Here is a 24915-nt window from a genome sequence, read left to right as displayed (position 1 = left end):
TCTAATTTCCTCTCGCTCTTAATAATTCAATCATCTTCGGTACAATATCATCTAACGGCAGAACAAAATCGATCCCACCTAACTCAACAGCCGCACGGTTCATGCCATACACTACCGATGTAGTTTCATCCTGTGCGAGTGTAATCCCACCCTTGGCATGAATGTTGGTAATAGCATGAGCTCCATCCTTACCCATACCAGTCATAATCACAGAGAGCAAATGCCCTCCCCCATAAACTTCTGTCATCGATTCAAATAAGACTTCAATGGAAGGACGATGCCCATTCACTTGAGTCGACTGCTGTAAATCAATGACCTTCATTCCGTCTCGCGAGACTACTCGCATCTGGTAATCCCCAGGAGCAATGTAAGCCTTGCCTGGTTCAATCACATCACCCTGCTCCGCTTCCTTTACCTGAATCTTACTCAACGAATTTAGGCGGTCCGCAAAAGCTTTCGTAAAACCTGCTGGCATATGCTGTACTACGAGAATCGGCTTCTGAAAATCTGCGGGTAGCGCCGCAAAGACAGTTTGAAGTGCCTTCGGACCACCAGTAGAAGTGCCTATTGCAATAGCGTTTATGGAGACCTGTTTTTGGAAACTTTTATTTGGTAATTCTCTCTTCGGGGGAATGATGGGAGTTCTCTCGGGCAATTTCGTTACTGCCCTTGAATCCAAGATCCCCTTGATTTTTTGGCTTAAGACATCCGCGATCTGATCCGGTGAAAACTGGTTCCCGCTAGACGGTTTCGGGACAAAATCAACTGCTCCCAATTCCAATGCTTTAAATGTGGCATCCGCGCCATGTTGCGTTAGAACGGACAACATGATGATGTTGGAAGGGAGCTTCTTTTTCTTCAACTCGGCAAGCGCCGTAAGGCCATCCATTATGGGCATCTCAATGTCCAAAATGATGAAATCCGGTTTTAACTTTTCAGCGAGTTCAATGCAATCGATACCTGTTTTTCCGGTCGCTATGACTTGAAAGCCAGCTTTCTTTTCCAAAACATCGCTAAGGATATTTCTGACTAGCAGAGAGTCATCGATGATAACGATCTTTGGTTGAGTGATCATGACTTTTGAATCAACTCAACTAACTCATCAAAATCGGGTAAGAATAGTAAGACACCTAACAGATTGCTTCCATGGTGATTGAATTCCGTATGCATTGATAAGAATTTTGTTCGTTCGGGCTTCACGATATCAAGGACATCAAGAAAATTTCCAGTGATCATCTCTGGAACTGAAGGTAAAATCTCTTTTTTCATTTTGTTGGACAAGGAATTCATAACACTCGAACAAACGATGTTTGATATTTCCGAAAGAACAGAAATCATGTCTTCGGAAAGTCTATTTCCATTGCTGCCATTCTTTGCATCCTCGGAACCCAATAATTCTTTAGCGATCTCGGAACCGTTTTCTTCGGAAAATAACATCAACAAATTTCCGTTCAAATCTCCATTCATTCGAATTTTAACACCAAAAAATTCTTCATGTGAAAATCTAAACTCTCGGGCAAGACCTTCTCTGTCCGTCAGTTTAATCTCTGGTATAAATAGCTCGACTTCTTTACCCACTAATTGAGAAAGCACAACGCCAGCATTCATCATGCCAGTATTGACAATATTCTCTAACTTCTTGATATCCTTATTGGACATCATCTCCGTGATATCGGTCGAATGAGAAGTTGCTAGATTTGCTAATCGATCTTCTTTCTCTTCAACAAATCCTTTTATGATTTCTGCAGCTTGCTTACGTTCGTTATCGTAATTATTATCAAGTTTAGCTTTTTCTACAAGACGATTGATTTCTGTTTCTTTAGCATCAACTGGTATGATTTTTTCCGTCTCGACTACCTCAATGGCGACGGAGGAATTATGATCACTGCCATTTGAAGTCGAATTCCCATTGGTTTCATACTTTTGGTTGCTCGTTTTTTCTTCAACGAAGACCTCTTCCCTAGGAACGATGACATGTGATTCGGTTTTAAAACGTTCCTTTTTGAGTTTCGTTTTTTCTTTTGATTTAATCTCCATAAGCTTAGCATTATATGCATTAGTCGATAAGCTAGACTTAAAAATGAGATCTGAGTCTGTCATTTCAAGAGATCTAATGCTTGATGATCTCTTCATCTGCATACCGGTGACGGCGTTTTCTTCCCAACTTAATGTATCTGCTGCTATTTCGATGAGACCTGTAATATCCAAGACTAAAATGATCGTTCCATCGCCCATGATCGTTGCACCAGTCAAGCCAGGAACATCTTTAAAATTTTTACCGAGTGATTTAATCACTGTTTCATGTTTTCCAATTAAATCATCCACGATGAAACCAAGCTTTCTTGATTTGTAATTTACGATGATGACTGGAACTTCTGTAATCTCTGGTCGATCAGCTAAACCGAGGATTCGATTCAACCGATAAATCGGTAAAACTTCACTTCTAAGATTAATGATTTCATGTCCTTCGAGAGTTGTTATTTGATCTACACTAACTTTTATTGTTTCAGAAACTTCCGACAAAGGGAACGCGTAAACTTCCTCCTCCATAGTAACAAGTATGGAAGGAATGATTGCAAGTGCTTGCGGGAAAGACAGAATGAAAGAGGAACCTTTTCCTTCTTCGGAATGGATTAAAATTTTACCTTTAAACTCTTCAATGAGTTTATTTACGACATTCATTCCGACTCCTCTTCCGGAGATGTCGGAAATTTTATCTGCTGTGGAAAATCCTGGTGCAAAAATAAAATTATAAATATCCGATTCAGTTAATGAAAGCGCTTCTGTTTCCGAAACCAATCCACGCTCAATAGCTTTCTTTAGAATTTTACTTTTACTGAGGCCCCGGCCATCATCACGGATTTCAACCATAATATTCGAGCCGCCCTGGTAGGCGTTTAATTCTACAACCCCTTCCTCAGGTTTGCCAGCAGCCCTTCTTTCTTCAGGACCTTCTACCCCATGATCCACTGAATTTCGTATTAGGTGGATGAGAGGCTCTCCAATCGCATCGATTACTTTTTTATCAAGTTCGGTGTTTTCGCCACGTAACACCAAATTCACTTGCTTTCCCGTTTCCAAGGAAAGATCTCTGACAAGGCGTGTGAATCGATTGAATACAGAACCAATGGGAACCATTCGTATATTCATAATCCCAGTCTGCAGGTCTTTGGAAATTCGATTGATTTGATCAATTTTTCCTTTTAATTCACTAAAGAGTGAATCCTCGCCAAACTGCACTACTAGGTCGTCGTAGATTTTCTGAAATCCTGAATTTGTAATGACAAGCTCACCGACGTTATTCATCAGTTCATCTAGCTTATCTGATGATACCTTAATCGTCCGCATAACAACTTTCGATTCACTCACTGCTTTCTCAAAATTAGCACCAGTGGCAACGGATTCCGTTGATGTCTCAGATGCAGAACCAAAAGCCTTTTTCACCTCAGCAACTGGATTTTCAACGAGAGCATCCATCTCGGAAATCGGCGGAGAGATCTCATCTATTTTCAAAGATTCCACCATATCAATGTTACATTGTGAATTTAGAAATTCTTGTGTCTGGTTTGTAACAGCAAGGAATGATAACGACTGGCCACCTTCTCCCTTATCGAGTGCCTCTTCAGAAGGATTTGACTTGACAATAACACCTGCTTGTTTGACTGCCTGAAGGATCAGCATCAGCCTCAAGTTTTGCATAGGTGTGTCAGACTTTAGAGATAAGGAAACTTGAAATAGTTTGGAATTTTCAATTTCAGATATTTGGCTTTTGATTTCTGCCCATTCCTCTTCTTGAATTTTAAATTCGGAAGTAACGTTTGGTATATTTTCTTTTAACGCGGCATCCTTTGGCTTTGTATCAGAAGATTTTGTGATTCCGCCTTGATGGTCATTTTCATAATCCATTAATTTTTGGATCATATCACTAAATGGAGTCTCCACTTTCTGACCATGGGCAACACCCTCGATTACATGTTTGATCAAATCGAAACACTCAAACAATAAATTTACTAGTGTTACATTTATTTCAAGTGTGCCTTCTCTAATTTTCTGTAGAAGGTTTTCCATTTTATGGGAAAGGTCGGAAAGATTATATAATCCAACAAAGGCAGAAGAACTTTTAAGTGAGTGTGCTGCTCTAAAAATATCATTTATAATTTCTGGATTGTCATGATCCTTTTCCAATCGAAGGAGATTGGCATTCAGTTCTTCAATTTGGTCTTCAGATTCTTCAAGAAAAACTTCTGTATATTCGCCTAATATTCCTGCCAAAGTAGTAACCCTTCCCTCTATTTATTAAACGAAATAAAATCTACGATTTGTGTGAAATCTAGATTAAGGATAAGATGATTTTCATGTCTAGAAACAGACTCAACCATTTTAGAATAATTTAGGGATAAGTCATCAACCGTATAACTTATAAAATCTTTTTGAACTTTAACAACCTGTTTGACTTCATCTACCAAAATGCCGCATCTTTTCTCATTCAGCATAACGACGACAATGCGAGAAATGGGTGTAATGTCAGAATCAATTTCGTGAAAACGCTTTTTTAAATCAACGATGGGAATGATTTCCCCGCGGAGATTGATCACGCCGAGAATATAATCCTCTACGTTTGGAATGCGAGTGATCATAACAGGTTTTAGAATCTCATGTACATGCAACAATTGGAGTCCAAAATATTCTCCATTGATAGTGAATGTGAGAAACTGTTCTATATCTCCAAGATCATTATCCGCTTCATTTCGAGTCCTTTCGGAGAGGTGATTCAATAATTTTTCTTGGTCCATATCAATCCTTTAAGTATCGAAAAGTTGCGTAATGGTTCAATCTAAAAAAGTATGAATACCGACTTCTGTAATGACTTTGCCGACAATGACATCATGCTCCTCTGGTTGCACCGGGACAGGAAAAAATTTTGAAAATGTAATGCCTACCGTCTTTGCTCTTAAATCTTTTTCTCTGAGTGCACGGTCATAATACCCACCGCCTCTTCCGAGTCGGGCTCCGTTGGCCGCATACCCCAAGCCAGGGATCAAAATCAAATCCGCCTGGGAGGGAGTGATTATATCGTCGCCCACGGGCTCCCAAATGCCAAATTTTCCCTTCTCCCAAGAAATAGGACGAATAAAAACGAGTTCATCTGAATCAGAAATCTTGGGAAAAAACCATTTGGCCGAGTGATGGAATTCCCAGAACGCAGCAGGACGAGGGAGAGGGCAGGAAGCAACCAACGGAAGTACATCTACTTCAAGTGTTTGATCTGCAACATAGGTTATGATCTTTTCATTTCCCTTGAGTAACGGGTAAATGCGATTTAGAATTTTAATCTCGGATTCTTCACGATCGGCAAGCTTGGGCAAATGTGCCTTCAATCTGGCGCGGACATCTTTTTTCTCCAAAAGATTCAATAAATATCACCTATGATGCCCTCTTCTAAAAGTGAGATGATTTTTTTAGTTCGATCTTCAATTTCTTTTGTAACGGCGGGCTCTAGTGATTTTTCTTTTAACTGAAACAACTCATCTGCTAGGTTCAGAGCGCAGAGAACTGCCACTTTTGTCTTCGAAGCGTTTGGCAATGAGGAGGAAACTTCTTTTAACCTCTCCTCAACATATTCTGCAATGGAATTGATATAAGTAGCAGATGCCTCCCCTACTATGGTATAACTTTCGCCAAAAATCTGTTTTGTGATCTTTTGCGGTGTAGGGGCAGAATCTGCCATTTTACTTTGGATCGTCTTCTATGATCAGGAAATCGTCGTCATCGTCAGCGTCAAAGACACTAATCGTTTCATCGTCATCGTCAATAATGATGTCGTCCTCATCGTCTAGTTCGACAGTTGGCACGTCACTTTCTTCAGAGATGATCGTGATTTCTTCATTCGGAACGGAAGGAGTAACAGGCGCTTTTTCTATGGATTCTTCTGGCGAAAAGTCAGAATCGTCCTCATCTAATAAGATAATTTCATCATCGTCCTCGGAAGAGGAATTTAAACTGGATACAGGCATCGCCACCGGTTCTGGAGGAGCTTCTACTTTTTTCGGCTCGGAGGGACTCGCTTTCGAAGGTGAACTTCCGCTTGGGATTCCATCCAACCTTCCAAGAAGTTTATGAACCTTGGTTTCTAACTGCTCTTCTCTTGATCTGAGTTCTGCTAATTGGCTGTTAGCATCTTGTAACTGGGATTTGAGCGTTTTTAATTCGCGCTCTTTTTCCTCCATCGCAAGCTTCATTTGATCGTTTTCAGCTCGTAGAGACTCGTTTTCTGTCTCTAATCGACTATTTTCAGTCCTTAAGTCCTGAATTAACTCCAGGGCTTTGACTACTTTACTTTCAAGCTCTTCAATGGTTTCAAGTTTCAACATGATGGTGATCCGATGGAATAGAATAGACGAGCCATTCTATTCCAATCAAGCATTAATTTTATTTTGCTACTTTAGTTTTTTCCACAAGGGCATTGAAAACTTCCTTGTGATTGTATGCTAGGTCAGCTAAAGTCTTTCGGTCTAGATTGATCCCATGAGTTTTTAACGCGTGGATGAACTTAGAATAAGACATACCGTTCTCACGAACAGCAGCATTGATTCTAGTGATCCAAAGTTTTCTAAACTCAGACTTTTTCTTTCTTCTGTCACGGTAGGCCCATTGGCCAGCTTTCATAACAGCGGATTTAGCAGTTCTGAAAAGTTTAGATCTTCCACCACGAAAACCTTTTGCTTTTGCTAATACTTTCTTACGACGATTCTTATGGATAGTTCCGTTTACGGCACGTGGCATCGACTAACCTCCGTACGGTAGAAGTTTTTCTACACGGTCATAGTCAGTATCGTGGATGACATGCATCCCACGGCTTTGGTGTTTCATCTTCGGAGATTTTTTCTCCAAGATATGACGTCGGAATGCACATCCGCGTTTAATTTTACCATTTTTGGTAAACTTAAAGCGCTTCGCTGCAGCCCTGTTTGTTTTTAGTTTATACATAGTTGTTTTCCTTCAGGTTTTGCTTCCAATTGGGTTCATCACGACCACTATGGTTTTTCCGTCGTGTACCGGCATTTTTTCGGGAGAGGCGTGCTCTTTTAGGTCCTCGACAAACCGGTTTACAATATTCATTCCTATCTCAGAGTGAACCATCTCTCTGCCTCGGAATCGAAGTGTCACTTTCACCTTGTCTCCTTTATTCAAGAATTCCAGTGCGTGACGCTTCTTTATCTCAAAGTCATGGTTATCAATCCGCGGACGGATTTTAATTTCCTTAACTGTGACGATATGTTGTTTCTTTTTCGCTTCTTTTGTTTTCTTCAGGAGTTCGAATTTGTATTTTCCAAAATCGATCAATTTACAGACGTGAACATCCTGATCTCCAGAGACTTCCACCAAATCCAGATTCGCTTCTCTGGCCCTTCGTAGAGCTTCTTCCAAAGTGACAATGTCAGACCCTTCATCAGACACGAGTCTAATGGAGTTCACATTGGTAATTTGTTCATTAATTCTAATATGGGCGAATTTATCAGGGGGTTGGTTCCCTCTAGGGTTTGGCCGTTTCTGCATTCAGTCTCCGAAGTTTCTTTAAATTCCCATGCTCAGTTCAGGATATGAGCGATCAAGTAAATTTCTTTACGGGAAGCGCGCGGGAGGGTGAGGGTACGTAAATCCCCGCCCGATTATGGGTGGGGATAACCACCCGCCGCCCAATTGCTTTCCCTTTACCACTTAACCCTCGGGAAGGCAAGAGTTTGGTTAAAAAACGCCTTTTTTGTGGCAGAAAGTTCGCCTTTACAGCTCACCTTTAAGGAGTGCCAGGAAACCATCCCGTGAAATCGATTCTGTTTTTTCCTCGCCGAGTTTACGAATGGATACAGTACCGCTCTCCATTTCTTTGTCCCCTACGATTACCGTATAGTTGGCTCGCTTCATAATCGAATCTCTAATTTTAGCTCCAATCTTTTCGTTCCGAAGGTCCATTTCTACACGAAAGTCTTTTGAATGTAAATCGTCGTAAACTTCTCTCGCATAACTATTGTGTGTCTCTGCTACGGTAACAATCCGTATTTGGGTCGGATTTAACCAAAGAGGAAATTTGCCTTCAAAATGCTCAATGAGAATTCCAATAAAACGCTCAAGGGAACCATAAATCGCTCGATGGATCATTACAGGCGCGTGTTTTTTTCCATCTGAAGCAGTGAATTCGAGTTCAAAACGACTCGGCATCGAAAAATCAATTTGTACCGTTCCGCATTGCCAGAGCCTTCCAAGAGAATCCTTAATATTAAATTCGATCTTTGGACCGTAAAAAGCTCCCTCTCCTTCTTTAATGCCGTATTCGATACCTTTTTTCCTCAAAGCATCATGTAGCGCTTGTGTGGCGATATTCCAGTCTTCATCAGATCCTTGTGATTTTTCTGGACGAGTAGCGATGAAAGTTTTAAATTCGCTAAATCCAAACTTCTTATAGACATCAAATGTAAAATCTATGATATTCTCGACCTCCACTTCAACTTTATCAAGCGGAGCATAAATATGGGCATCATCTTGTGTAAAGGCACGAACACGAAAGAGTCCATGCAATACGCCGGATAACTCATGTCTATGGACTGTTCCTAGTTCCATATAACGCAGTGGCAATTCACGATAGGAATGCATATGGTATTTATAAATCAAAGAACACCCAGGGCAGTTCATAGGTTTCACAGCAAAATCAACTTCATCAATTTCTGTGAAATACATATTCTCTTTAAAATTTTCCCAATGCCCAGACCTTTTCCAGAGTGATGAATTCAAAATTGCAGGTGTTTTGATTTCTTGATAGCCTCTCTGAAAGCACTCCTCACGAATGTAGGAAGCGAGAGTGTTCCAAAGCACTGTCCCTTTCGGATGCCAAAAAGGGAAACCTGGTGCTTCTTCTTGAAAACTAAAAAGATCTAATTCTTTTCCAAGTTTCCTATGATCGCGCTTCTTTGCTTCCTCAATCAAAAATAAATATTCATCTAATAATTTTTTATTCGGGAAGGAGACACCGTAGATGCGTGTTAGCATTTGGTTTTTTGAATCACCTTTCCAATAGGCTCCTGAGATGGCTGTCAATTTAAAAGATTTAAGGAGGCCAGTTCTTGGTACGTGAGGTCCACGACATAGGTCATACCAAGAACCTTGCCCATATAAGGAAACTGTTGTGGATTCAAATCCTGCGATCAATTCAGCCTTATAGGGTTCATTCTCTTTTTTAAATTTCTCAATCGCCTCTTCGCGAGTCAGTTCCCATCGATTTACCAGTAGATCTTCTTTCACAATTTTTGCCATTTCGGCTTCAATTTTAGGAAGGTCATCTGGAGAAATCACGGTCTCTCCAAAATCGATATCATAGAAAAAAAATCCTGGTCCATTCTCAATGACGGGGCCTACGGTCAAACGCGCGTGCGGCCAGATTCTTTGTACGGCCATCCCAAGTAAATGGGCGGAAGAATGATGAAAAACTTCTCTTCCTTCTTTGTCATCAAAGGTAAGAAAATTAACTTTCACATCTTGGGTCGGGATATAACTTAAATCTAAAATTTGGCCATTTTCGACCGTAACGGCAAGGGCTTTCTCTTTCAAAAAAGGAAGGTGCAGCTGTATGAATTCTAGAAAAGATTTGCCGCTTTCTAGAGTTTTGGAAGATCCATCAGGTAAAGTAATATTTAAGTTCGCCATAGATACTAATAGACAGAATTTCTAAATCTCTTTCCCAGGAAAAGAAGAGTTTTTCGAAAATAAGCTACCTATCTGTTCTCATTTCGGTTACAAGGTCATGTCGACTGTCAAATTGAAATACTCTGTCATAACTGATACATTCAATCGTACTAGCTCTGATTTCATATCTACGGATTGGCTTTGCAAAGACACTAATTTCAGTAACCAAAGCACTAGGTAATTGGAAGAAAAAAACTCTTTTGGAAGTGACGATCAAAGCCAACTCATTTTTATTGCTAACGGCAGTTACGGATTCTGATTCAAGTCCTATTCGGGTCCATTCATTGAGATAACCGTTGAACATATAAACAGCTCTTTCTGTTACGACAAAGGCTGCTTTGTTTCCTAATTTTGTCATAAACCTCTCTTCACTAAAAAAAGAAGCCTTGCTCCAATCGCCTACATCATTTGAAATCGCCAGGAAATTTCGATCTGTGAGTAACAAGCAGATATCGCCTTTGCATTCATGATATTGTCCATTCTCTCCTCTTTTAGAATAGCTGATCCGGATCCCGTCTCGATTGACTGCCTGAAAAGAATAATCACCAAGCAGCAAACTAATATTTGTTTCAAGGAAAGGATATGATGTCCTATCCGAAATCGTATCTTCAAAAATATATTTTTTCCTAACATCATTCTCATAGAGATGGTTTCTAGTTTCTCGATCTAACAGAGAGGCATTACCAGACGTCATTTGAAGGCCTTGTGGATTTATTGCATGGGAAAGGACAACAATACTCACCACATGCAATGGCAAGTTTTTTAGCTTCAAGATTGATTTATATAACGGCATGCTATTTAGTCTAGCAGAGGTAAAATGAATGGCAATGGTAGTCTTCCCCTAATTGCGGAGATTACTTATAGAAGGGAAATAGCGCTCACATAATTTAATCGATCAAAAGAAAAAACTTCAAGCTCCTGACTGTTAAGAATGGATTCACTTAGAAGTTGTATTAGTTGGTTTTTCAGGGAGTAGCATTTTAATCAACTGATCTGTGAGAATTGAAAATGTTTCTTCTACCGATTCTGGCAATCCAAATCCTTCGGCGGCTTCCAAACTCACAAAACCATGTAAGCTGGCACGCAAAATTCGAATCTTATGCACACCTGAGCTATCAAGTACTGGTCCGAGATCCATCGTTTGCATGCAAATCGAGATAATTTCTTTCGAGGCCTCCATTTGGACATCATGCTTTTCAGCCGAAGGAAGAACAGCTGCATAGACACCTCTATTGCTCTTGGCAAATTCTCGGTAGGCGAAAATAAGCATTCTAAAAATTTTCTGTTTGTCCTCTGTCGTTTTTGTTTTCTCTTCTACAGCTTCTTTTAAATGGCTTGCCAATTTTTTAAGTGCCATTCCTGCGATTTCTATCTTAACCACGGCAATATCATCGATATGATTATAAAGCGACGGCGGTCGAATTTCCAATTGATCGGCAATCAGCTTCATCGATAAATTTTCATACCCTATCTGATTTGCTAGGGCAAACGAAGCCTCAAGGATTGTTTCTCGATTGAGGATTCGTGAATTCTTGTTCGGTCGACCGTGTTTAAACTTTATTTTTTTTGCCATAACTCGATGATTATCTTCTTTAACAACAGTGGATCTTCTTTATAAGGATAGTGTCCGCAATTTTCGAACATGTGATATTCTCCCTTAGTCAAAGCAGCAATTTCTTTGGCCTCTTGCAAAGGGTCGTCAAAATCTGGATCTTTATCGCCCATAATGACTGCCACTTTTGTTTTTAATTTTGAAATCGACTTCTCCGATTCAGGCTTGCCTGCATAAAACATGGATCTAACGGCCGACATACGTCCATCTTCATTTAAATTGATCTTAATCCTATCACTATGTTCTTCTAGATCTTTTGGCTGATTCACAGGATAAAGACCTTTGTAAAAAGATTTAAACATAGCTGGTCCCCAAGGTCCGCTAAACATTGCACCAATCCCACCTTTTAAAAAAAATCCCATCTCTTTGTTACGGATAAACGGCCCGGTCAGTATGATAGCTTCCACACGTTCGGGCAGTCTCGTGGCAGCATAGATTGCGGAGGCCGCACTCATCGAATTAGATACGATCGTAACGTTTGTCAGGTCAAAATGTTTTATGAAAAATTCTATATCGCTTCCCGTTTCATCCGCTCCAAAACTTTCAAATTTTATAGACGATTCACCTAAACCGCGCAAGTCGAGTGCATAAATTGTCGCGTCCTTTGCCATTTCGTTTGCCAAATCAAGATAATTTTCCTTTAAATCTCCAATCCCTGGAACCAAAATCAAAGTTCGCGTCCCTTTTCCCATCTTCAAGTAGCCAAGTTGACCACCCTTCTCATTGATGCTCACTTTTTCGGCTGAAATGCCTGTCATTATGAAAAGAGATAATGTGTAACAAATGTATGCAAGTTTCATCCTTCCTCCTATTTTAAAACTAATTTGAGTAGTTTTAAAACTATGTCGATTAGTTTTTTTCTATTATTGAAAAAATTTCAGCTTTTTAAGGCATATAGGATGGTTTTTTCTTTTCTTCCCTTAAGCAAGGTTTCAGCCAGTTTATAACATTCAAATTTTTGCGAATCCGGTAACTCATCATAAAACTGCTCTGATAGGAGTAGAGCCACTTTGTGTTCTTTGCAAAGACTTTCGATCCTCGAGGTTGTATTTACGATATCTCCAATTACGGTGTAATCTTTCCGATTTTCACTTCCGATCGCACCAAGATATACTTCACCATAGTGTAGTCCAATTCCGTTTCGAATTTTCGGTAATCCTTTCTGCATTCGTTTTCTATTTAAAACCTCCAAATTTCGGACCATACGTCTAGCCGCGTCTAGAGCCGAATCGGAAGGGTTTTCCAGACCAATCACTCCACCAAACACAGCCATGATGGCATCTCCGATAAACTTATCGATGGTTCCGTTAGCTGTAGTGATTGCTTTTGCCATGGCATCAAAATATTCGTTTAATTCGGATACAATTTCCTCTGGCGGTTTATTCTCAGAGGCGGTAGTAAATCCTCTAATATCACAAAACAATACTGCGACATTTTTTTTCTCTCCTTTGATAGCTACATTTTCTTGCATGACCTTTTCCCGAACTTCTGGTGAAACATATTGTCCGAAAATTCTATTCATAAAGGTGTTTTCCCTTTCTCTTTCAATCGTTTCAGAGATTAGGGAGCGTACATGATTCCCGATTGTCGCGACTGCATAACCTGAGATTACCATCATAATTGGTCGAAAATAATAAAAGATTAAAAACCGATTGTCCTGTTGCATGAGAAGGTCAACATGAATCAGTTTACTTATGTTTTCGGAAGAGACGAATATAATTATCGAATATTGAACTGCCGCAAATATCCCTGATAAGAATGACAATTTAAAGTCGAATGAGAAACCAGTGACAATGATTAAGAAAAAATATAGATAGCCTGGAGGGCCATTTATATAGGTGGCCGCACCCGCAGGTAAAGTAAGATAAGCAATTAAGTAAATGACACTTGGTAAGCTGACAAATCCTAGCATCACTGCATATTTAGTATAGTTTCTAACTTTCTCCTGCTTAGCTAAAAAAAATATAATTAAGGAATACGTTCCTCCGAATACCGTCCAAAAAATCGGGACTTCAATGTGTTTTGCAATTTCAAAGTAACTTCCGATCCAAAGAATCAGTCCGCTTGAGAATCCCAGCACTGCTGAGGACAAACTACCAACTTTTAAAGTTGCATTTACCTGTTTTTCGACCAATCGATCAAATTCATCGAAATTGTTCATAATTCCTAAATTCGATCTGCTGAATTGAATTCGTCTAGCTAGATTGAATTTTCAAATGTAGGTTCCAAAAAAAAAACGCAAACCCTAGTTACCCAGAATTTGCGTTTCCGATTTATCCTTATTTGAGGATCTGATTAAATGGCGTTTTTGCCTTTCTCGCCAGTTCTAATTCTTACAACATCTTCCAATGGCATGATAAAAATCTTACCATCTCCGATCTTTCCTTCGCCGTTCTTAGCCGCTTTGAGTATGGCATCAACTGTCGGCTTAACAAACTCATCGTTAACAGCTATCTCCAACCTAACTTTTCTTAGGAGATTGACAGTGTATTCATGTCCGCGAAAAACTTCCGTTTTTCCTTTCTGTTGTCCATAACCTTGGACGTCAGAAACAGTCAAACGATAGATTTCGTTTTTTGTAAGTTCCGCTTTAACTTCTTCCAGTTTATGCGGTTGAATGATTGCTATGATCAACTTCATATATTACTCCTTCCTTCTTAACCGTGTGCCCGGATATTGAAATCAGGGTATGCTTCCGCACCATGCTCCCCAAGGTCAAGACCAGAAACTTCTTCTTCTTCACTCACTCGAATACCACCAGCTAACTTCAAGGCAAGCCATAGGATCATCGAAACGCCGAACGTCACTCCACCGATTGCTAAAATTCCGTAAATTTGAGTGATTAGCGATGGAACTTCCACGCCAGCTGGTGAACCTTCGTAACCAAAGATGGCGACAGCGAGAGTTCCCCAAATACCACAAACCAAGTGAACAGAAGTCGCACCGACAGGATCGTCGATTTTGATTTTGTCAAAAAACAATACTGATAAAACGACTAAGACCCCAGAAACGATACCGATAATGGCAGCGGACGCTGGGCTTACAATGGCGCAAGGCGCTGTGATTCCCACAAGTCCCGCAAGAGTTCCATTTAAAATCATACCTAAATCCGGTTTCTTTAATATCACCCATGCTGTGATCGTGGAAGCAAGAGCTCCCATCGCTGCAGAAATATTCGTAGTAACGATCACGTGAGACATCACGGATCCGTCGCCAACACCCATGGTTGAACCAGGGTTAAAACCAAACCAACCGAGCCAGAGGATCAATGTTCCAAGAGCAGCAGATGTCATATTATGGCCAAGAATCGGTTTCGTTCGACCATCTGGCATGAACTTGCCTTTACGGGCACCCAGAACGATCGCTCCAGCAAGCGCAGCCCAACCACCAACGGAATGAACTACCGTGGACCCTGCAAAGTCATGAAACCCAAGACCTGCGAGCCATCCACCACCCCAAACCCAGTGACCTGTAAAGGGGTACATAAATGCCACTAGGATAAAGGAGAATATTAAAAAGGAATGAAATTTGATTCGCTCGGCAACTGCTCCGGAAACGATTGTGGCTGCGGTTGCTGCAAACACCAGTTGAAAGAAAAATTTTGCAAGCAGAGGAACACCAGTCCAATTCATTGATGAATACACACCAACGTATGCATCCCCCGTTAACGGGGAGTTATCGGCTCCACCTAGGAAAAATAAACCTTCTGTTGCTAGGTAGGGAGTAGAGCCATCTCCGAACATTAAACCCCATCCGATTGCCCAGTATGAGAAGGTCGCTGCAGCAAAAACTACAAAGTTCTTTGCGAGGATATTTACCGTATTTTTAGCCTGACAGAAGCCTGATTCAACTAACGCAAATCCGGCGTTCATGAAGAATACGAGCATACCAGCTACGAGAACCCAAAGCGTATCGAGACCCACCTTCAGTGTATCAATCTCCGCAAGTTTTTCTGCAACTGGATCCACAGCCTTTGCAGGTTCATCTGCATAAAGGAACATCGGGATTACCAGGAGCAGGAGGGCGATTTTTTTGAAATGATTTTTCATATTGCCATTTATCCTTTCCGTGTATTTCTAATAAGGATTTGCAAGAATGGTACCTAGTTGTTAAAAAATAGACAGTTTGTGAGAAAAAAAACCAGAGGTTGTGTAGAAAGCTCTCATTCTGCCTATTGTAGAGATAAATTAGCACCAGGGAAATCTCCTGAGTTCTCCTATACAGAAAACAAACTGTTCGGATTGAAGGCATATTGCTCGTATTGGATACGATCCGCAATTTTCTCTATTGGGGAAAGACACCCTGTCTAAAATCCTGATAGAACGCAAGATATGACCATAGCAAAGGAACGCATTCGGAGATTGAACCAGAAGGCAGTAAATGAGAACGGAGAGTACGTATTCTATTGGATGCAAACCAATCGTAGACTTGCATCGAACCATTCCCTCGATTATGCGCGTCAACTCGCCTATTCTCAAAACAAAGAGCTCGTGGTATATGAAGGTTTACGGAAGGATTATCCTTGGAACTCAAAACGTATTCATCGGTTCATCCTCGAAGGGATCATAGAGAATCAGTCGGAAGCACTGCGATTGGGACTCAATTTTTGGGCATTCGTGGAAGATGAGAATCGTCAGGCTAATGGACTCCTAAAAAAAATAGCTGAGAAAGCAAGTGTCCTTGTCACCGATGATTTTCCCTGTTTTATCATCCCAGAACAATCTCAAAAATTAGCAGACAAAATAAGCTGTGCAATGTTAGCCGTCGACGGAAATTCAATTATCCCTTTTTCGCAATTTGAAAAATTTGCGAGTTCTGCTCGAATTCTACGAATCTGGATTCATAAAAAATTTCCAAACTACTTTTCACAATTCGCAAAACCTAGGTATACAAAAAAAGATTTTGAAGGACTAAACAAGGGAACAAAACCTCCGTTTTTAAATTTTGAGATTACTCGAGAGAGGCTTGATGTCTATTTAGAAAATTTCATTTTTTCACATGATGTCTCTCCTAATGAGAAAATACAGGGGGGGCGAAAAACAGCAAATGATTTACTCGATAGATTCATAAAGAATAAAATGGATCAATATGCTTTGAGCAGATCGAATCCAAATAACTTCGAAGAAACTCCCGTTAGTGGATTATCCCCCTACCTGCACTTTGGTTACATAAGCGCCGAAGAAATTTTCATGCGTATTTTGCAAAAGGCTGAGCCAAATGGATGGGATATAGAATCACTTTCGCATAAAAAAGCAGGAGATCGTGAAAATTTTTATACGAATTCGAGTTCAGCCAACCATTTCCTCGATGAACTGATTACATGGCGTGATATTGGGTATCTCTACTTTTTCAAGAAATCTGGTTTTCGCATCAATCTCTCTGACTTACCTGATTGGGTGCGAAAGAATCTAGACAAACATGCTTTGGACCCCCGTCCCTACGTCTACTCAAGAGAGGAGTTCGAAAACGCAAAAACACATGATGATCTCTGGAATGCTGCCCAGAAAGAGTTGAAAATTACGGGACGTATGCATAATTATATGCGTATGCTCTGGGGTAAAAAAGTAATCGAGTGGTCAATTTCTTATGAGGAGGCTTTCGATACTTTAGAATATCTTAATAATAAGTATGCTTACGATGGAAGAAATCCTAATTCTTATACCGGAATCCTTTGGTGTTTTGGATTGTTTGACAGGCCTTGGTTTCCGGAAAGAAATGTCCTGGGTAATATTCGATATATGTCTTCGGATTCCACACGAAAAAAGTTCAAGATGAATGCGTATTTGGACTATGTAAATTCTTTAGAAGGAAAAAATGATTCCCTATTCCCATGAGCACGATTGGTAAACCAGATTTTATCATAGAGGAATTATCTGAATCAAGATTAGAAAATATATATTTTCACAAAATCATTCTTTTTAATGATGCGATCAACGAATTCTCTCACGTAGAAGACTGCTTGATGAAAATTTGTTTCAAAACAAAACGAGAAGCCAAAAGAATTGCAATCGAAGCGCATAATCAGGGCAAGGCGATTTGCTACATTGGCTCTTTAGAAGAATGCGAAAGTATTGCTGAAAAATTATCAAAAGAAACTCTCACGGTATCCATTCAAGCATGAAGCCTAAAGATCATCCGCTTGTTACTAATTTAAAAAAAGTAACAAATTCGAAAAAAGCAGCCTTTTTCCCTAAATTTTTTAAGACAGGTAAAGGACAGTACGGATATGGCGATAAATTTCTGGGAGTGACGGTCCCCGAGCAAAGAAAAATTGCAAAATCATTTTATAGTTCTCTCAGCCAAGATGATTTTAAACTCCTCCTAGACAATGAATACCATGAGGTTAGACTGACTGCCTTGCTAGCTCTAGTTTTAAAATACCAAAAGACTGCAAAAACTGAAGTAGAGAAAAAACGAATTGTAGATCTTTATAAATCGAAACTTGATCGTATCAATAATTGGGATTTGGTAGACTCTAGCGCCGATAAAATTCTCGGAAGCTTTTATTTTGATAAAAACAGAGGTTATTTGCATAAACTTTCTAAATCCAAAAACCTATGGGAAGTGAGAATCGGAATCCTTGCTACTTTTTATTTCATCAGATGTGACCAATTTGAAGATACATTAGTCATGTGCAGACAAGTATTAAACCACGAGCATGACTTGATTCACAAAGCTAGTGGCTGGATGTTACGCGAAATCGGAAATAGAAACAAAGAGACATTACTTGCTTTCCTAAATCAGCACGCAAAGGATATGCCTAGAACAATGCTCCGTTATGCGATAGAAAAGTTCCCACAGACGGAAAGACAATACTGGCTTACGTTCTAGGCAACACTTCGGTTACAAAATAAACTTTAACCGGTTCTGCCTTGCCTTTCAACATCAGTTCTCTTGATTCTTCATACTTTAAGAATTTGTCTCCGCCAGCAGCAAGAAAGGCAGCTTCTGAAACTGCAACCTTTCCTGGTACGCCATGACTTTCTAGCCTTGCTGCCGTATTGACAGCATCACCAATGACAGTATAATCCATTCGACGAACTGAACCTATATTGCCGACAATGGCTTCTCCAAAATTGACACCAATTCTAAGACGAAATGTATCGGGAGGAAGGCCCAATTGTTCGTTGATGAGTATCATTTTTTTTTGCATTTCTACGGCACAAGCAACCGCATGGTAGGCATCTAAATCAGTCTTTTTGGGTGCACCCCAGAAAGCCATGATCGCATCTCCTATAAACTTATCTAGCGTCGCCGAGTATTCAAAAATCAATTCAGAGAGGGATTCAAAGATTGTATTTAAGTTAGCCAAAACGACAGCAGGAGGATTTTTTTCAGAGAATGTAGTAAAGCCGACAATATCAGAGAACAAGGTCGCGATATCACGTTCCTCACCGCCAAGCTTGATACTATCGTTTACAATTGTTTCCATCACTTCTGGTGAAAAATACCTGGACAAACGATCTTTTTCTTCTTTCTGCTTTTCAACTAACTTTCTAGATGCGACCATATTTCCGATAATCGATAAAGCAACGGAGACAGAAAAACCTGCAAATGCGTAATCTTTAACAAAAGTTTCACCTGGATAGATATCCAACTGCATTTCGACCAATACATCATTCATAATGAGTATGATCATAATAAAAATACCAAAGGAAACCGTTCCCATCGAGGGAATTTTTCTTCCAAGGAAAATGATATAACATAGAGAAAGTCCAAGTAAAATCGTAACGAAAGACCAATAGAAGAAAAATTTGGATAATGTATAAAGGTCAGGAAGGAAGAAAACAGAGCCAAAAGCTAACAAACCCATTACATCCACTGCGATATTTGCTTTCTTGATCCATCCTTTGTGCACTTGGGCAAATTGGACCACAAAATTAAAAAGAAAATGGACGAGGGCAATCCAAGCGGCATATTCGATTTTCTTAATCCAAAATCCATCATTCAATATCGAATATATGATCTGACTTTGGAATAAGGTGTTAATAGCCATAAAAATACTACCTATTGAGAAATAGATAGTGGCATGCTCATCTCTTCGAAATAGAAACTGCCAGTATAAATAGAAACTCCCTAAAAGTAAAGTAAGCACGATGACAAATATTTTCTTAAAATCGTTCCAATACTCGGCTCTTTCCGAATATTTTTGCGAGGATATATAAAATTTATCATGCGATAGTCCTGGGCTAAGAGGGTATTTTGCAAATACACGGATGGCTAGAATGTTTGTCTCATCCGTCTTGACGAGACTCGCAGGGATTCTGTAGAATCGAGTTTTATCAGCAAACAATGATTTATCGTCAAGTATCGTATTGTCTGGAGTATCAATACTTAGACCGGAGCTACCGATGAAGGTTCCGTTCCAATAGACCGCATCTGCTTGGCTAATTTGACCTAAGCGGAGGGTTAGATAACGGGATTTAAATTTCGATCTCAAATCCTCTTTGGTAATAAGGATTTCCGTCCGATACCATCCGTAACCTTTGTATTTTGAAACGTAATCTGAAAAATCTGGGAAGTAGATTTCTCCATCTCCGTCCCTAACTTTATCCCATGAAGTTTGAATTTGAAATCCCGAAATCCAACCATTTTTGACTTCGTCACCCAATTGGATTTGAGCATTAGCGAAGTGCAAGGGACGAACGGAATCAAAATCAGGATCATCCTCCCCTTGTGAAAACTTCCCTTCCGCTTTCACGAGCGGCGAGTCACCAGGACGAAAACTCCACTTTTGTCCCGAGGCACCAAAAGATTTTTGAGTCCTTAAGTCTAAAATCTGGCCAGTGAATAGGACCTGTGCAGGAAGAGAAATGGGTAGTATTAAAAATAAGAAAGTGTAAATTAAAAAAAAGTGCCTTTGCAATGAAACCATGTCCTAAAGATTATAGAAATCGGACACCGTTGGCAAGAACAAAACATTGGAACAAATTCAAATTGATTATCTGACCGCTGATTTTTTAGGTGTAGGTACCTCACCTAACGGGAGAAAAATCTCATATCCTTATACTCTTCCTGGTGATTTGGTAAGTGTAGAATACACAAAAAAAAAATCCCGTCCTGGCAGATATAGACTCGTAGACTTCATTTACAAACATGAATGGACCGAAGTTAGATGTCCTCATTTTTCTGACTGCGGAGGATGTGCCGGCCAGCATATTAAATATTCACAACAATGTGATTTGAAATTTGAACCGATTCAGAATTTATTCAAAAAGGAATTGGACATTGAATTCGAAACGAAATCCTCAGAAGAAACTTTTCATTATCGATCTCGAATGGATTTTAGCGTTTTCCCAGGTCCAACGATTGGCTTGAGAGCTCGGGGAAATTTTAGACGTGTCATCGATATTAACAAGTGCTACATACAAACGAATTGGGCAAACGAAGAACTTGAGAAAATACGAACTCTTTTAAGTGAATTCTCATATTTTCCTTGGGATAGAAGGAGTGAAATCGGAGGTCTGAAATATGTTACGCTCAGAAAAGCTAAATTTACTTCCGATAGCATGACCATATTTACCTTTACGGAAGGATTTGCCTCTCATCCGGAATATGAGGCCTTTAAAGAACGCGCCTTGCAATTACTAGGTGCAGAGAACATTTTAAATTGTTTTAATCGAGTCAAATCAGAAGTCTCTGCTAGTGGAAATTTAGAAATTCTGAAAGGACATTCAACTTACAAAGAAGAAATTTTAGGAGTTCCCTTTCAGGTTCCATTTGATTCCTTTTTTCAACCAAATCCGGCAGGCTTTTTGCCTATCTTAAACTTCATTAAAACAAGAATGCCGAAAGAACGAAGCTCCCTCACGGATTTATTCTGTGGAAATGGTTTTTTTGCCACGATATTCGGGCAATCCTTTCCGGTCATTCGTTGTTATGAATTGACTGCTTCTTCCATAGACGTTGCAAAAAATAATTTGCGCACCTTATTTCCCGAAAAGGAAATTGAGGCAACGGTAGTAAATTTATTTCAGGATACCTCACTCCTCCGATCCGATCCCAAAGGGATTCTCATATTAGATCCTCCTAGAGCGGGCGCGGGTGCAAAAGTAAATGATTGGATCCGACAATCAGGGCCACAGGATTTATTCTATGTTTCCTGCAATCCGTACAGTCAACTCGAAGACTTGAAACAATACCGAGATATCTACGAACCGATCGCAAGCCTACTCCTTGATCCTTATCCCCACACACCTCATTGCGAATCGGTGGTCCATTTACGTCGCAAAAACTGAAGCATTTTTTTAAAAGGAAAAATGCAAAATCAACCGATTCCTATTCTTAGAGAGGAATTATGAAAATCGCTAGGCTATCCGCAATCCTGACACTATCAATTTTAAGCTCAATCGGCTGTCGTACGATGGTAGTATCGACTTGGGTTCCGTCTGATACGAGCCAGGGATTTTCAACGGTTCGAGTTCTTTTATCAGAAGCAACAAACGAAGAGAAATTTAAATCTTCTGGCACCATAGAAGTGTTAGATGCAAATGATTTGATCATTAAAAAAGCATACGAATTCGTGAGTCTCGATCCAACTCTCTTGAAAGCACCAGTGAAAATTACCTCAAATGGTGATTATTTAGAATACAAGGGAAGTCGTTATCGTGGAATCATAGAAATTAAACCCACAAATGGCAAAGTATTAATCATCAACATTGTAAACTTAGAACAGTACCTTATGGCAGTGGTTCCGTCCGAAGTTCCGGCTTCTTGGCCTATGGAGGCCTTAAAAGCCCAGGCAGTCTGTGCAAGAACTTATGTGATTAGGGAAATGTTGGCACGTAAAAAACAAATGTACGATGTTGATACAACAACAAATACGCAAGTGTATCTAGGAATGACAAAAGAAAATCAGAATACGACTCGCGCTGTCTCTGATACGCAAGGCCTCATACTTCTTCATAACGGTGCACCGATTCAAAGTTTTTTTCATTCAAATAGTGGCGGCATCACTGAGGATCCGCAAAATGTCTGGGGAAACAAAGTCGAATATCTGAAAAGTGTACGCTCCGATTATGATAAGGAAGGAGAAAATTATTCTTGGGAAGAAAAGATCTCTCCTGCCCAAATTACAACTTCTCTCAGCTCACTTGGATTAGGTGAAATTCAAGACATCGTCGTTGTAAATCGATTCACTACTTCAAGAGTAAATGAAATTGATATCATCGGCACGAAAGGTTCAAAAAGAATCAAAGGCACTGAACTACGAAAACTTCTTGGGGCTGTAAAATTGAAATCCACAAGGTTCGGAATTCGTCGAGAGGATGATGGAAATTTTTTCGTAAAAGGCCTTGGATCTGGTCATGGCGTGGGACTTTCTCAATGGGGAAGTTATGCCATGGCTAAGGAGAATTTTAATTACAGAGAAATCCTGAATCATTATTACAAAGGCATCGATTTCGCACGTATGTCTCAAAATTAATCCGACTCTTTTTGATTTTACTGAGATCTTGCCCGTGTGATTTTGACAGAAGAGTCATATCATGGCAACAGTTACAGAATACCTCTCTCAAATTAAAGACCTGACGATCGTCCCTCCCGTCCTAATCTCAATCCTTTCCCTAGAGGATGATAACGAATTAGGTTTTGGTGAACTCGAAAAAAAAGTCCAATCAGACCAAGTACTAGTTGCCCGACTTCTAAAACTTGCCAACTCACCTTTCTTTTCACGCGGGAATCCGATAGCGAACATGAAACAAGTGATCACTCGTCTGGGTTTTAAAACCGTACGATCCATGGTCGCCATGTCCATGACTGATTCCCTCTTCAGCCAAGGAAATTATAAAAAATTTCGCGATGAAGTGTGGGACCATTCGATTGCCCGAGGTATACTTTCTCAATTCCTTTGCGAGGAAAAAAAAATGCGGAAGGAAGCTGAACTTTCTCTTACCTGTGGGCTAATGCAGGATTTAGGTAAGATTGTTCTCAATACTATTGACAGGACAAAATACATAGAACTTTTAACAGAATACCAAACAACGGATAAATTACTCAGTGAATTGGAAAAAAGTGCCTTTGGAGTTGATTCGATAGAAATGGGAGTTGAAGCTGCAAAACTATGGAAGCTTCCAACACCGATTATTGATGCGATCGCTGATAAAGCAAAGCCACCTAATGAACAATCTACGATCGGACAAATTCTCGGATTTGGTGGAACCCTTGCTAAACTTACAAATCATGGCAAAAAAGATCTCGATACAGACAGTAACTTTGCCGCCTACCAGGATATTTTCGCTTTGGACAAAGAGGCAGCTCCGCCAATTACAGAAGTTTACTCGGCAAAATTATCGAGTAACGAACTCTATCAATTTTGCTCAACTCTCTAATTTAAGACTTGGGCTGAACGCTTAAAATCCGGTGTAGCCCTTCCTTTCCTTTGATTTTCACTGGTTCTAGCTCCTCATAAATATATCGTGTTGCATACTCATCCGGCAAGTGATTGTACAGACCTTCCGACACGTAAACATGCATAGGCTTAGCCATGGATTCAAGTCTTGCAGCCATATTGACAGTATCTCCGACAGCGGTATAAGAAAGCTTTTGGAAAGAACCCACATTTCCAACAATGGCATTTCCTGAAGCGATCCCAATTCCCAATTGAGGTGTGAATCCATAAATCTCTTGCCATTTGGGTTGCCATAATTGAAAAACTTGGAGCATTTCTATCGCGCAATCCAATGCGTTCTGTCTATGGTCTGGCTGGGCGATGGGTACGCCAAACAAACACATAATGGAGTCTCCGATGTATTTATCGATCATCCCGCCGTATCCAAGGATCACTTCCGTCATTGAGGTGAAGTATTCATTCAAAAAAGAGATAACCTGATCCGGCTTTTGTTTCTCCGATAGTGTCGTATAGCCTCTAATATCCGAAAAAATAACTGAAATTTCTTGGACATGACCTTTTTGTTCCAGCGAAAGAGAATTATTCATAATGCTCTCAACAACAATTGGATCAACATACATTCCAAATACGTTCTGCATTTTCTTCTTTTCAAAATCTAACTTTAATTTTTCTTCATATTCCTTTTCTAATTCTTTTTTAAATTTCTTAACAAGAGAATTTAAATCTTGAATCTCAGTTTGGTTCATTCCGTATAACTCTTGAAAACGACGGAGTGAATCATCCATTTGTAGGGAAATTACTTTTTTTCTATAAATCTCTCGGAATAAGTTTCTAAACCTATGCTCAATTAAGGATTTTTTGATTCTCTTTTTCGAAAAATACTCACTGATACCTAATTGAAAAGAAAGTATAGGCATATTCTTGTCATTAGAACTTGAAAATATGATGATGGGTACTTCTAGTGGTCCAGCAGCATCGGCGATTTCTGTGAGATTCGTTTCTTCGCTGTCTGATTTTTCTGGAAAAATGATATCTGATATGAGAAGATCAAAATTACCCTTCTTTAACTCCTCCATTCCATTATAAAACTGCGACCGCCAAACAATCTCTACATAATCTTGAAACCAATTTTTCAAAAGCCCTGATAAGATATCGAAAGACTTTTGTTTTGGTTCAATAAATAAAATCCGTACAATTTCTTCTTTTTCTAGTTCCACAG

General features: G+C 39.8%; 24 protein-coding genes. 6 read left to right on the top strand and 18 right to left on the bottom strand.

All coding sequences use genetic code 11. The annotated features are described in order from the left end of the window. Position 1: 1 nt before the first annotated feature. From EHQ58_RS11240 to EHQ58_RS11165, 16 genes are all read right to left on the bottom strand, one after another. Positions 2–1075: a protein-glutamate methylesterase/protein-glutamine glutaminase gene (locus EHQ58_RS11240; protein WP_135623987.1), complete on the bottom strand. Its 1074-nt coding sequence runs from the start codon at positions 1073–1075 to the stop codon at positions 2–4. Further along, positions 1072–4272: a chemotaxis protein CheW gene (locus EHQ58_RS11235; protein ID WP_135623986.1), complete on the bottom strand. Its 3201-nt coding sequence runs from the start codon at positions 4270–4272 to the stop codon at positions 1072–1074. Before EHQ58_RS11235 ends, EHQ58_RS11240 begins: the two co-directional genes overlap by 4 nt. A 17-nt stretch (positions 4273–4289) precedes the next feature. Then, on the bottom strand, positions 4290–4793 hold the full coding sequence (locus EHQ58_RS11230) for a chemotaxis protein CheW (RefSeq protein WP_135623985.1): 504 nt from the start codon (positions 4791–4793) through the stop codon (positions 4290–4292). A 36-nt stretch (positions 4794–4829) separates the two neighbouring features. Further along, positions 4830–5414: a 5-formyltetrahydrofolate cyclo-ligase gene (locus tag EHQ58_RS11225; RefSeq protein ID WP_135623984.1), complete on the bottom strand. Its 585-nt coding sequence runs from the start codon at positions 5412–5414 to the stop codon at positions 4830–4832. Beyond that, complete coding sequence (locus EHQ58_RS11220; RefSeq protein WP_135623983.1) at positions 5411–5728, bottom strand: cell division protein ZapA; 318 nt, start codon at positions 5726–5728, stop codon at positions 5411–5413. The genes EHQ58_RS11225 and EHQ58_RS11220 overlap by 4 nt, the downstream gene beginning before the upstream one ends. Before the next feature lies 1 nt (position 5729). Continuing rightward, a complete protein-coding gene (locus EHQ58_RS11215) occupies positions 5730–6371 on the bottom strand; it encodes a hypothetical protein (RefSeq protein WP_135623982.1) in 642 nt (213 codons plus the stop codon). A 58-nt stretch (positions 6372–6429) separates the two neighbouring features. After that, complete coding sequence (rplT, locus tag EHQ58_RS11210; protein ID WP_135623981.1) at positions 6430–6783, bottom strand: 50S ribosomal protein L20; 354 nt, start codon at positions 6781–6783, stop codon at positions 6430–6432. Between the two features lie 3 nt (positions 6784–6786). After that, entirely contained in the window at positions 6787–6987 is a 201-nt protein-coding gene (gene rpmI, locus EHQ58_RS11205; protein WP_135623980.1) for a 50S ribosomal protein L35, read from the bottom strand. 12 nt (positions 6988–6999) lie between these two features. Then, the gene (gene infC, locus EHQ58_RS11200) at positions 7000–7557 is read right to left on the bottom strand and encodes a translation initiation factor IF-3 (RefSeq protein ID WP_135623979.1); all 558 of its coding nucleotides are present in this window, start codon (positions 7555–7557) and stop codon (positions 7000–7002) included. 225 nt (positions 7558–7782) lie between these two features. After that, a complete protein-coding gene (gene thrS / locus EHQ58_RS11195) occupies positions 7783–9696 on the bottom strand; it encodes a threonine--tRNA ligase (RefSeq protein ID WP_135623978.1) in 1914 nt (637 codons plus the stop codon). Between the two features lie 64 nt (positions 9697–9760). After that, the gene (locus EHQ58_RS11190; RefSeq protein ID WP_167883611.1) at positions 9761–10429 is read right to left on the bottom strand and encodes a hypothetical protein; all 669 of its coding nucleotides are present in this window, start codon (positions 10427–10429) and stop codon (positions 9761–9763) included. Positions 10430–10672: 243 nt separating this feature from the next. Next, positions 10673–11308 carry a TetR/AcrR family transcriptional regulator gene (locus EHQ58_RS11185; protein WP_135623976.1) on the bottom strand — a complete coding sequence of 212 codons (636 nt, stop codon included), beginning with the start codon at positions 11306–11308 and terminating at the stop codon, positions 10673–10675. Further along, positions 11293–12147: an alpha/beta fold hydrolase gene (locus tag EHQ58_RS11180; protein WP_135623975.1), complete on the bottom strand. Its 855-nt coding sequence runs from the start codon at positions 12145–12147 to the stop codon at positions 11293–11295. The genes EHQ58_RS11185 and EHQ58_RS11180 overlap by 16 nt, the downstream gene beginning before the upstream one ends. A 77-nt stretch (positions 12148–12224) precedes the next feature. Then, the gene (locus EHQ58_RS11175) at positions 12225–13508 is read right to left on the bottom strand and encodes an adenylate/guanylate cyclase domain-containing protein (RefSeq protein WP_135623974.1); all 1284 of its coding nucleotides are present in this window, start codon (positions 13506–13508) and stop codon (positions 12225–12227) included. Positions 13509–13642: 134 nt separating this feature from the next. Next, entirely contained in the window at positions 13643–13987 is a 345-nt protein-coding gene (locus EHQ58_RS11170; RefSeq protein WP_135623973.1) for a P-II family nitrogen regulator, read from the bottom strand. Positions 13988–14004: 17 nt separating this feature from the next. Continuing rightward, positions 14005–15396 (bottom strand): ammonium transporter, encoded by a 1392-nt coding sequence (locus EHQ58_RS11165; protein ID WP_135623972.1) that lies wholly within the window; start codon positions 15394–15396, stop codon positions 14005–14007. 282 nt (positions 15397–15678) lie between these two features. Here EHQ58_RS11165 and EHQ58_RS11160 point away from each other — a divergent pair, with 282 nt between their 5' ends. From EHQ58_RS11160 to EHQ58_RS11150, 3 genes are read left to right on the top strand one after another with little or no spacing between them, the layout of a single operon-like run. Further along, entirely contained in the window at positions 15679–17181 is a 1503-nt protein-coding gene (locus EHQ58_RS11160; RefSeq protein ID WP_246047333.1) for a cryptochrome/DNA photolyase family protein, read from the top strand. Beyond that, positions 17178–17468: an ATP-dependent Clp protease adaptor ClpS gene (locus EHQ58_RS11155; protein WP_135623971.1), complete on the top strand. Its 291-nt coding sequence runs from the start codon at positions 17178–17180 to the stop codon at positions 17466–17468. Before EHQ58_RS11160 ends, EHQ58_RS11155 begins: the two co-directional genes overlap by 4 nt. Further along, positions 17465–18178: a DNA alkylation repair protein gene (locus tag EHQ58_RS11150; RefSeq protein ID WP_135623970.1), complete on the top strand. Its 714-nt coding sequence runs from the start codon at positions 17465–17467 to the stop codon at positions 18176–18178. The genes EHQ58_RS11155 and EHQ58_RS11150 overlap by 4 nt, the downstream gene beginning before the upstream one ends. Here the strand turns inward: EHQ58_RS11150 and EHQ58_RS11145 are convergent. After that, positions 18168–20222: an adenylate/guanylate cyclase domain-containing protein gene (locus tag EHQ58_RS11145; protein ID WP_135623969.1), complete on the bottom strand. Its 2055-nt coding sequence runs from the start codon at positions 20220–20222 to the stop codon at positions 18168–18170. The genes EHQ58_RS11150 and EHQ58_RS11145 overlap by 11 nt on opposite strands. Positions 20223–20268: 46 nt before the next feature. Between EHQ58_RS11145 and EHQ58_RS11140 the strand changes: the two genes are divergently transcribed. From EHQ58_RS11140 to EHQ58_RS11130, 3 genes are all read left to right on the top strand, one after another. Beyond that, positions 20269–21585 carry a class I SAM-dependent RNA methyltransferase gene (locus EHQ58_RS11140; protein WP_135623968.1) on the top strand — a complete coding sequence of 439 codons (1317 nt, stop codon included), beginning with the start codon at positions 20269–20271 and terminating at the stop codon, positions 21583–21585. A 59-nt stretch (positions 21586–21644) separates the two neighbouring features. Next, a complete protein-coding gene (locus EHQ58_RS11135) occupies positions 21645–22772 on the top strand; it encodes a SpoIID/LytB domain-containing protein (protein WP_135623967.1) in 1128 nt (375 codons plus the stop codon). Between the two features lie 61 nt (positions 22773–22833). Further along, a complete protein-coding gene (locus EHQ58_RS11130) occupies positions 22834–23676 on the top strand; it encodes an HDOD domain-containing protein (protein ID WP_135623966.1) in 843 nt (280 codons plus the stop codon). A gap of 1 nt (position 23677) precedes the next feature. On the opposite strand, the gene EHQ58_RS11125 is transcribed toward EHQ58_RS11130, so the two are convergent. After that, the gene (locus EHQ58_RS11125) at positions 23678–24913 is read right to left on the bottom strand and encodes an adenylate/guanylate cyclase domain-containing protein (RefSeq protein ID WP_135623965.1); all 1236 of its coding nucleotides are present in this window, start codon (positions 24911–24913) and stop codon (positions 23678–23680) included. Between the last annotated feature and the right edge of the window lie 2 nt (positions 24914–24915).

Origin of the sequence: Leptospira ognonensis, assembly GCF_004770745.1 — a bacterium.
Classification (GTDB): Bacteria; Spirochaetota; Leptospiria; order Leptospirales; family Leptospiraceae; genus Leptospira_A; species Leptospira_A ognonensis.
This window is presented reverse-complemented; position numbering and strand designations above follow the sequence as displayed.

Coding starts and splice junctions, on each gene's coding strand:
- EHQ58_RS11240 (WP_135623987.1), bottom strand. CDS start 1,075: ATGATCACTCAACCAAAGATCGTTATCATCGATGACTCTCTGCTAGTC.
- EHQ58_RS11230 (WP_135623985.1), bottom strand. CDS start 4,793: ATGGACCAAGAAAAATTATTGAATCACCTCTCCGAAAGGACTCGAAAT.
- EHQ58_RS11220 (WP_135623983.1), bottom strand. CDS start 5,728: ATGGCAGATTCTGCCCCTACACCGCAAAAGATCACAAAACAGATTTTT.
- EHQ58_RS11215 (WP_135623982.1), bottom strand. CDS start 6,371: ATGTTGAAACTTGAAACCATTGAAGAGCTTGAAAGTAAAGTAGTCAAA.
- rplT (WP_135623981.1), bottom strand. CDS start 6,783: ATGCCACGTGCCGTAAACGGAACTATCCATAAGAATCGTCGTAAGAAA.
- rpmI (WP_135623980.1), bottom strand. CDS start 6,987: ATGTATAAACTAAAAACAAACAGGGCTGCAGCGAAGCGCTTTAAGTTT.
- infC (WP_135623979.1), bottom strand. CDS start 7,557: ATGCAGAAACGGCCAAACCCTAGAGGGAACCAACCCCCTGATAAATTC.
- thrS (WP_135623978.1), bottom strand. CDS start 9,696: ATGGCGAACTTAAATATTACTTTACCTGATGGATCTTCCAAAACTCTA.
- EHQ58_RS11190 (WP_167883611.1), bottom strand. CDS start 10,429: ATGACGTCTGGTAATGCCTCTCTGTTAGATCGAGAAACTAGAAACCAT.
- EHQ58_RS11185 (WP_135623976.1), bottom strand. CDS start 11,308: ATGGCAAAAAAAATAAAGTTTAAACACGGTCGACCGAACAAGAATTCA.
- EHQ58_RS11180 (WP_135623975.1), bottom strand. CDS start 12,147: ATGAAACTTGCATACATTTGTTACACATTATCTCTTTTCATAATGACA.
- EHQ58_RS11175 (WP_135623974.1), bottom strand. CDS start 13,508: ATGAACAATTTCGATGAATTTGATCGATTGGTCGAAAAACAGGTAAAT.
- EHQ58_RS11170 (WP_135623973.1), bottom strand. CDS start 13,987: ATGAAGTTGATCATAGCAATCATTCAACCGCATAAACTGGAAGAAGTT.
- EHQ58_RS11165 (WP_135623972.1), bottom strand. CDS start 15,396: ATGAAAAATCATTTCAAAAAAATCGCCCTCCTGCTCCTGGTAATCCCG.
- EHQ58_RS11160 (WP_246047333.1), top strand. CDS start 15,679: ATGACCATAGCAAAGGAACGCATTCGGAGATTGAACCAGAAGGCAGTA.
- EHQ58_RS11155 (WP_135623971.1), top strand. CDS start 17,178: ATGAGCACGATTGGTAAACCAGATTTTATCATAGAGGAATTATCTGAA.
- EHQ58_RS11150 (WP_135623970.1), top strand. CDS start 17,465: ATGAAGCCTAAAGATCATCCGCTTGTTACTAATTTAAAAAAAGTAACA.
- EHQ58_RS11145 (WP_135623969.1), bottom strand. CDS start 20,222: ATGGTTTCATTGCAAAGGCACTTTTTTTTAATTTACACTTTCTTATTT.
- EHQ58_RS11135 (WP_135623967.1), top strand. CDS start 21,645: ATGAAAATCGCTAGGCTATCCGCAATCCTGACACTATCAATTTTAAGC.
- EHQ58_RS11130 (WP_135623966.1), top strand. CDS start 22,834: ATGGCAACAGTTACAGAATACCTCTCTCAAATTAAAGACCTGACGATC.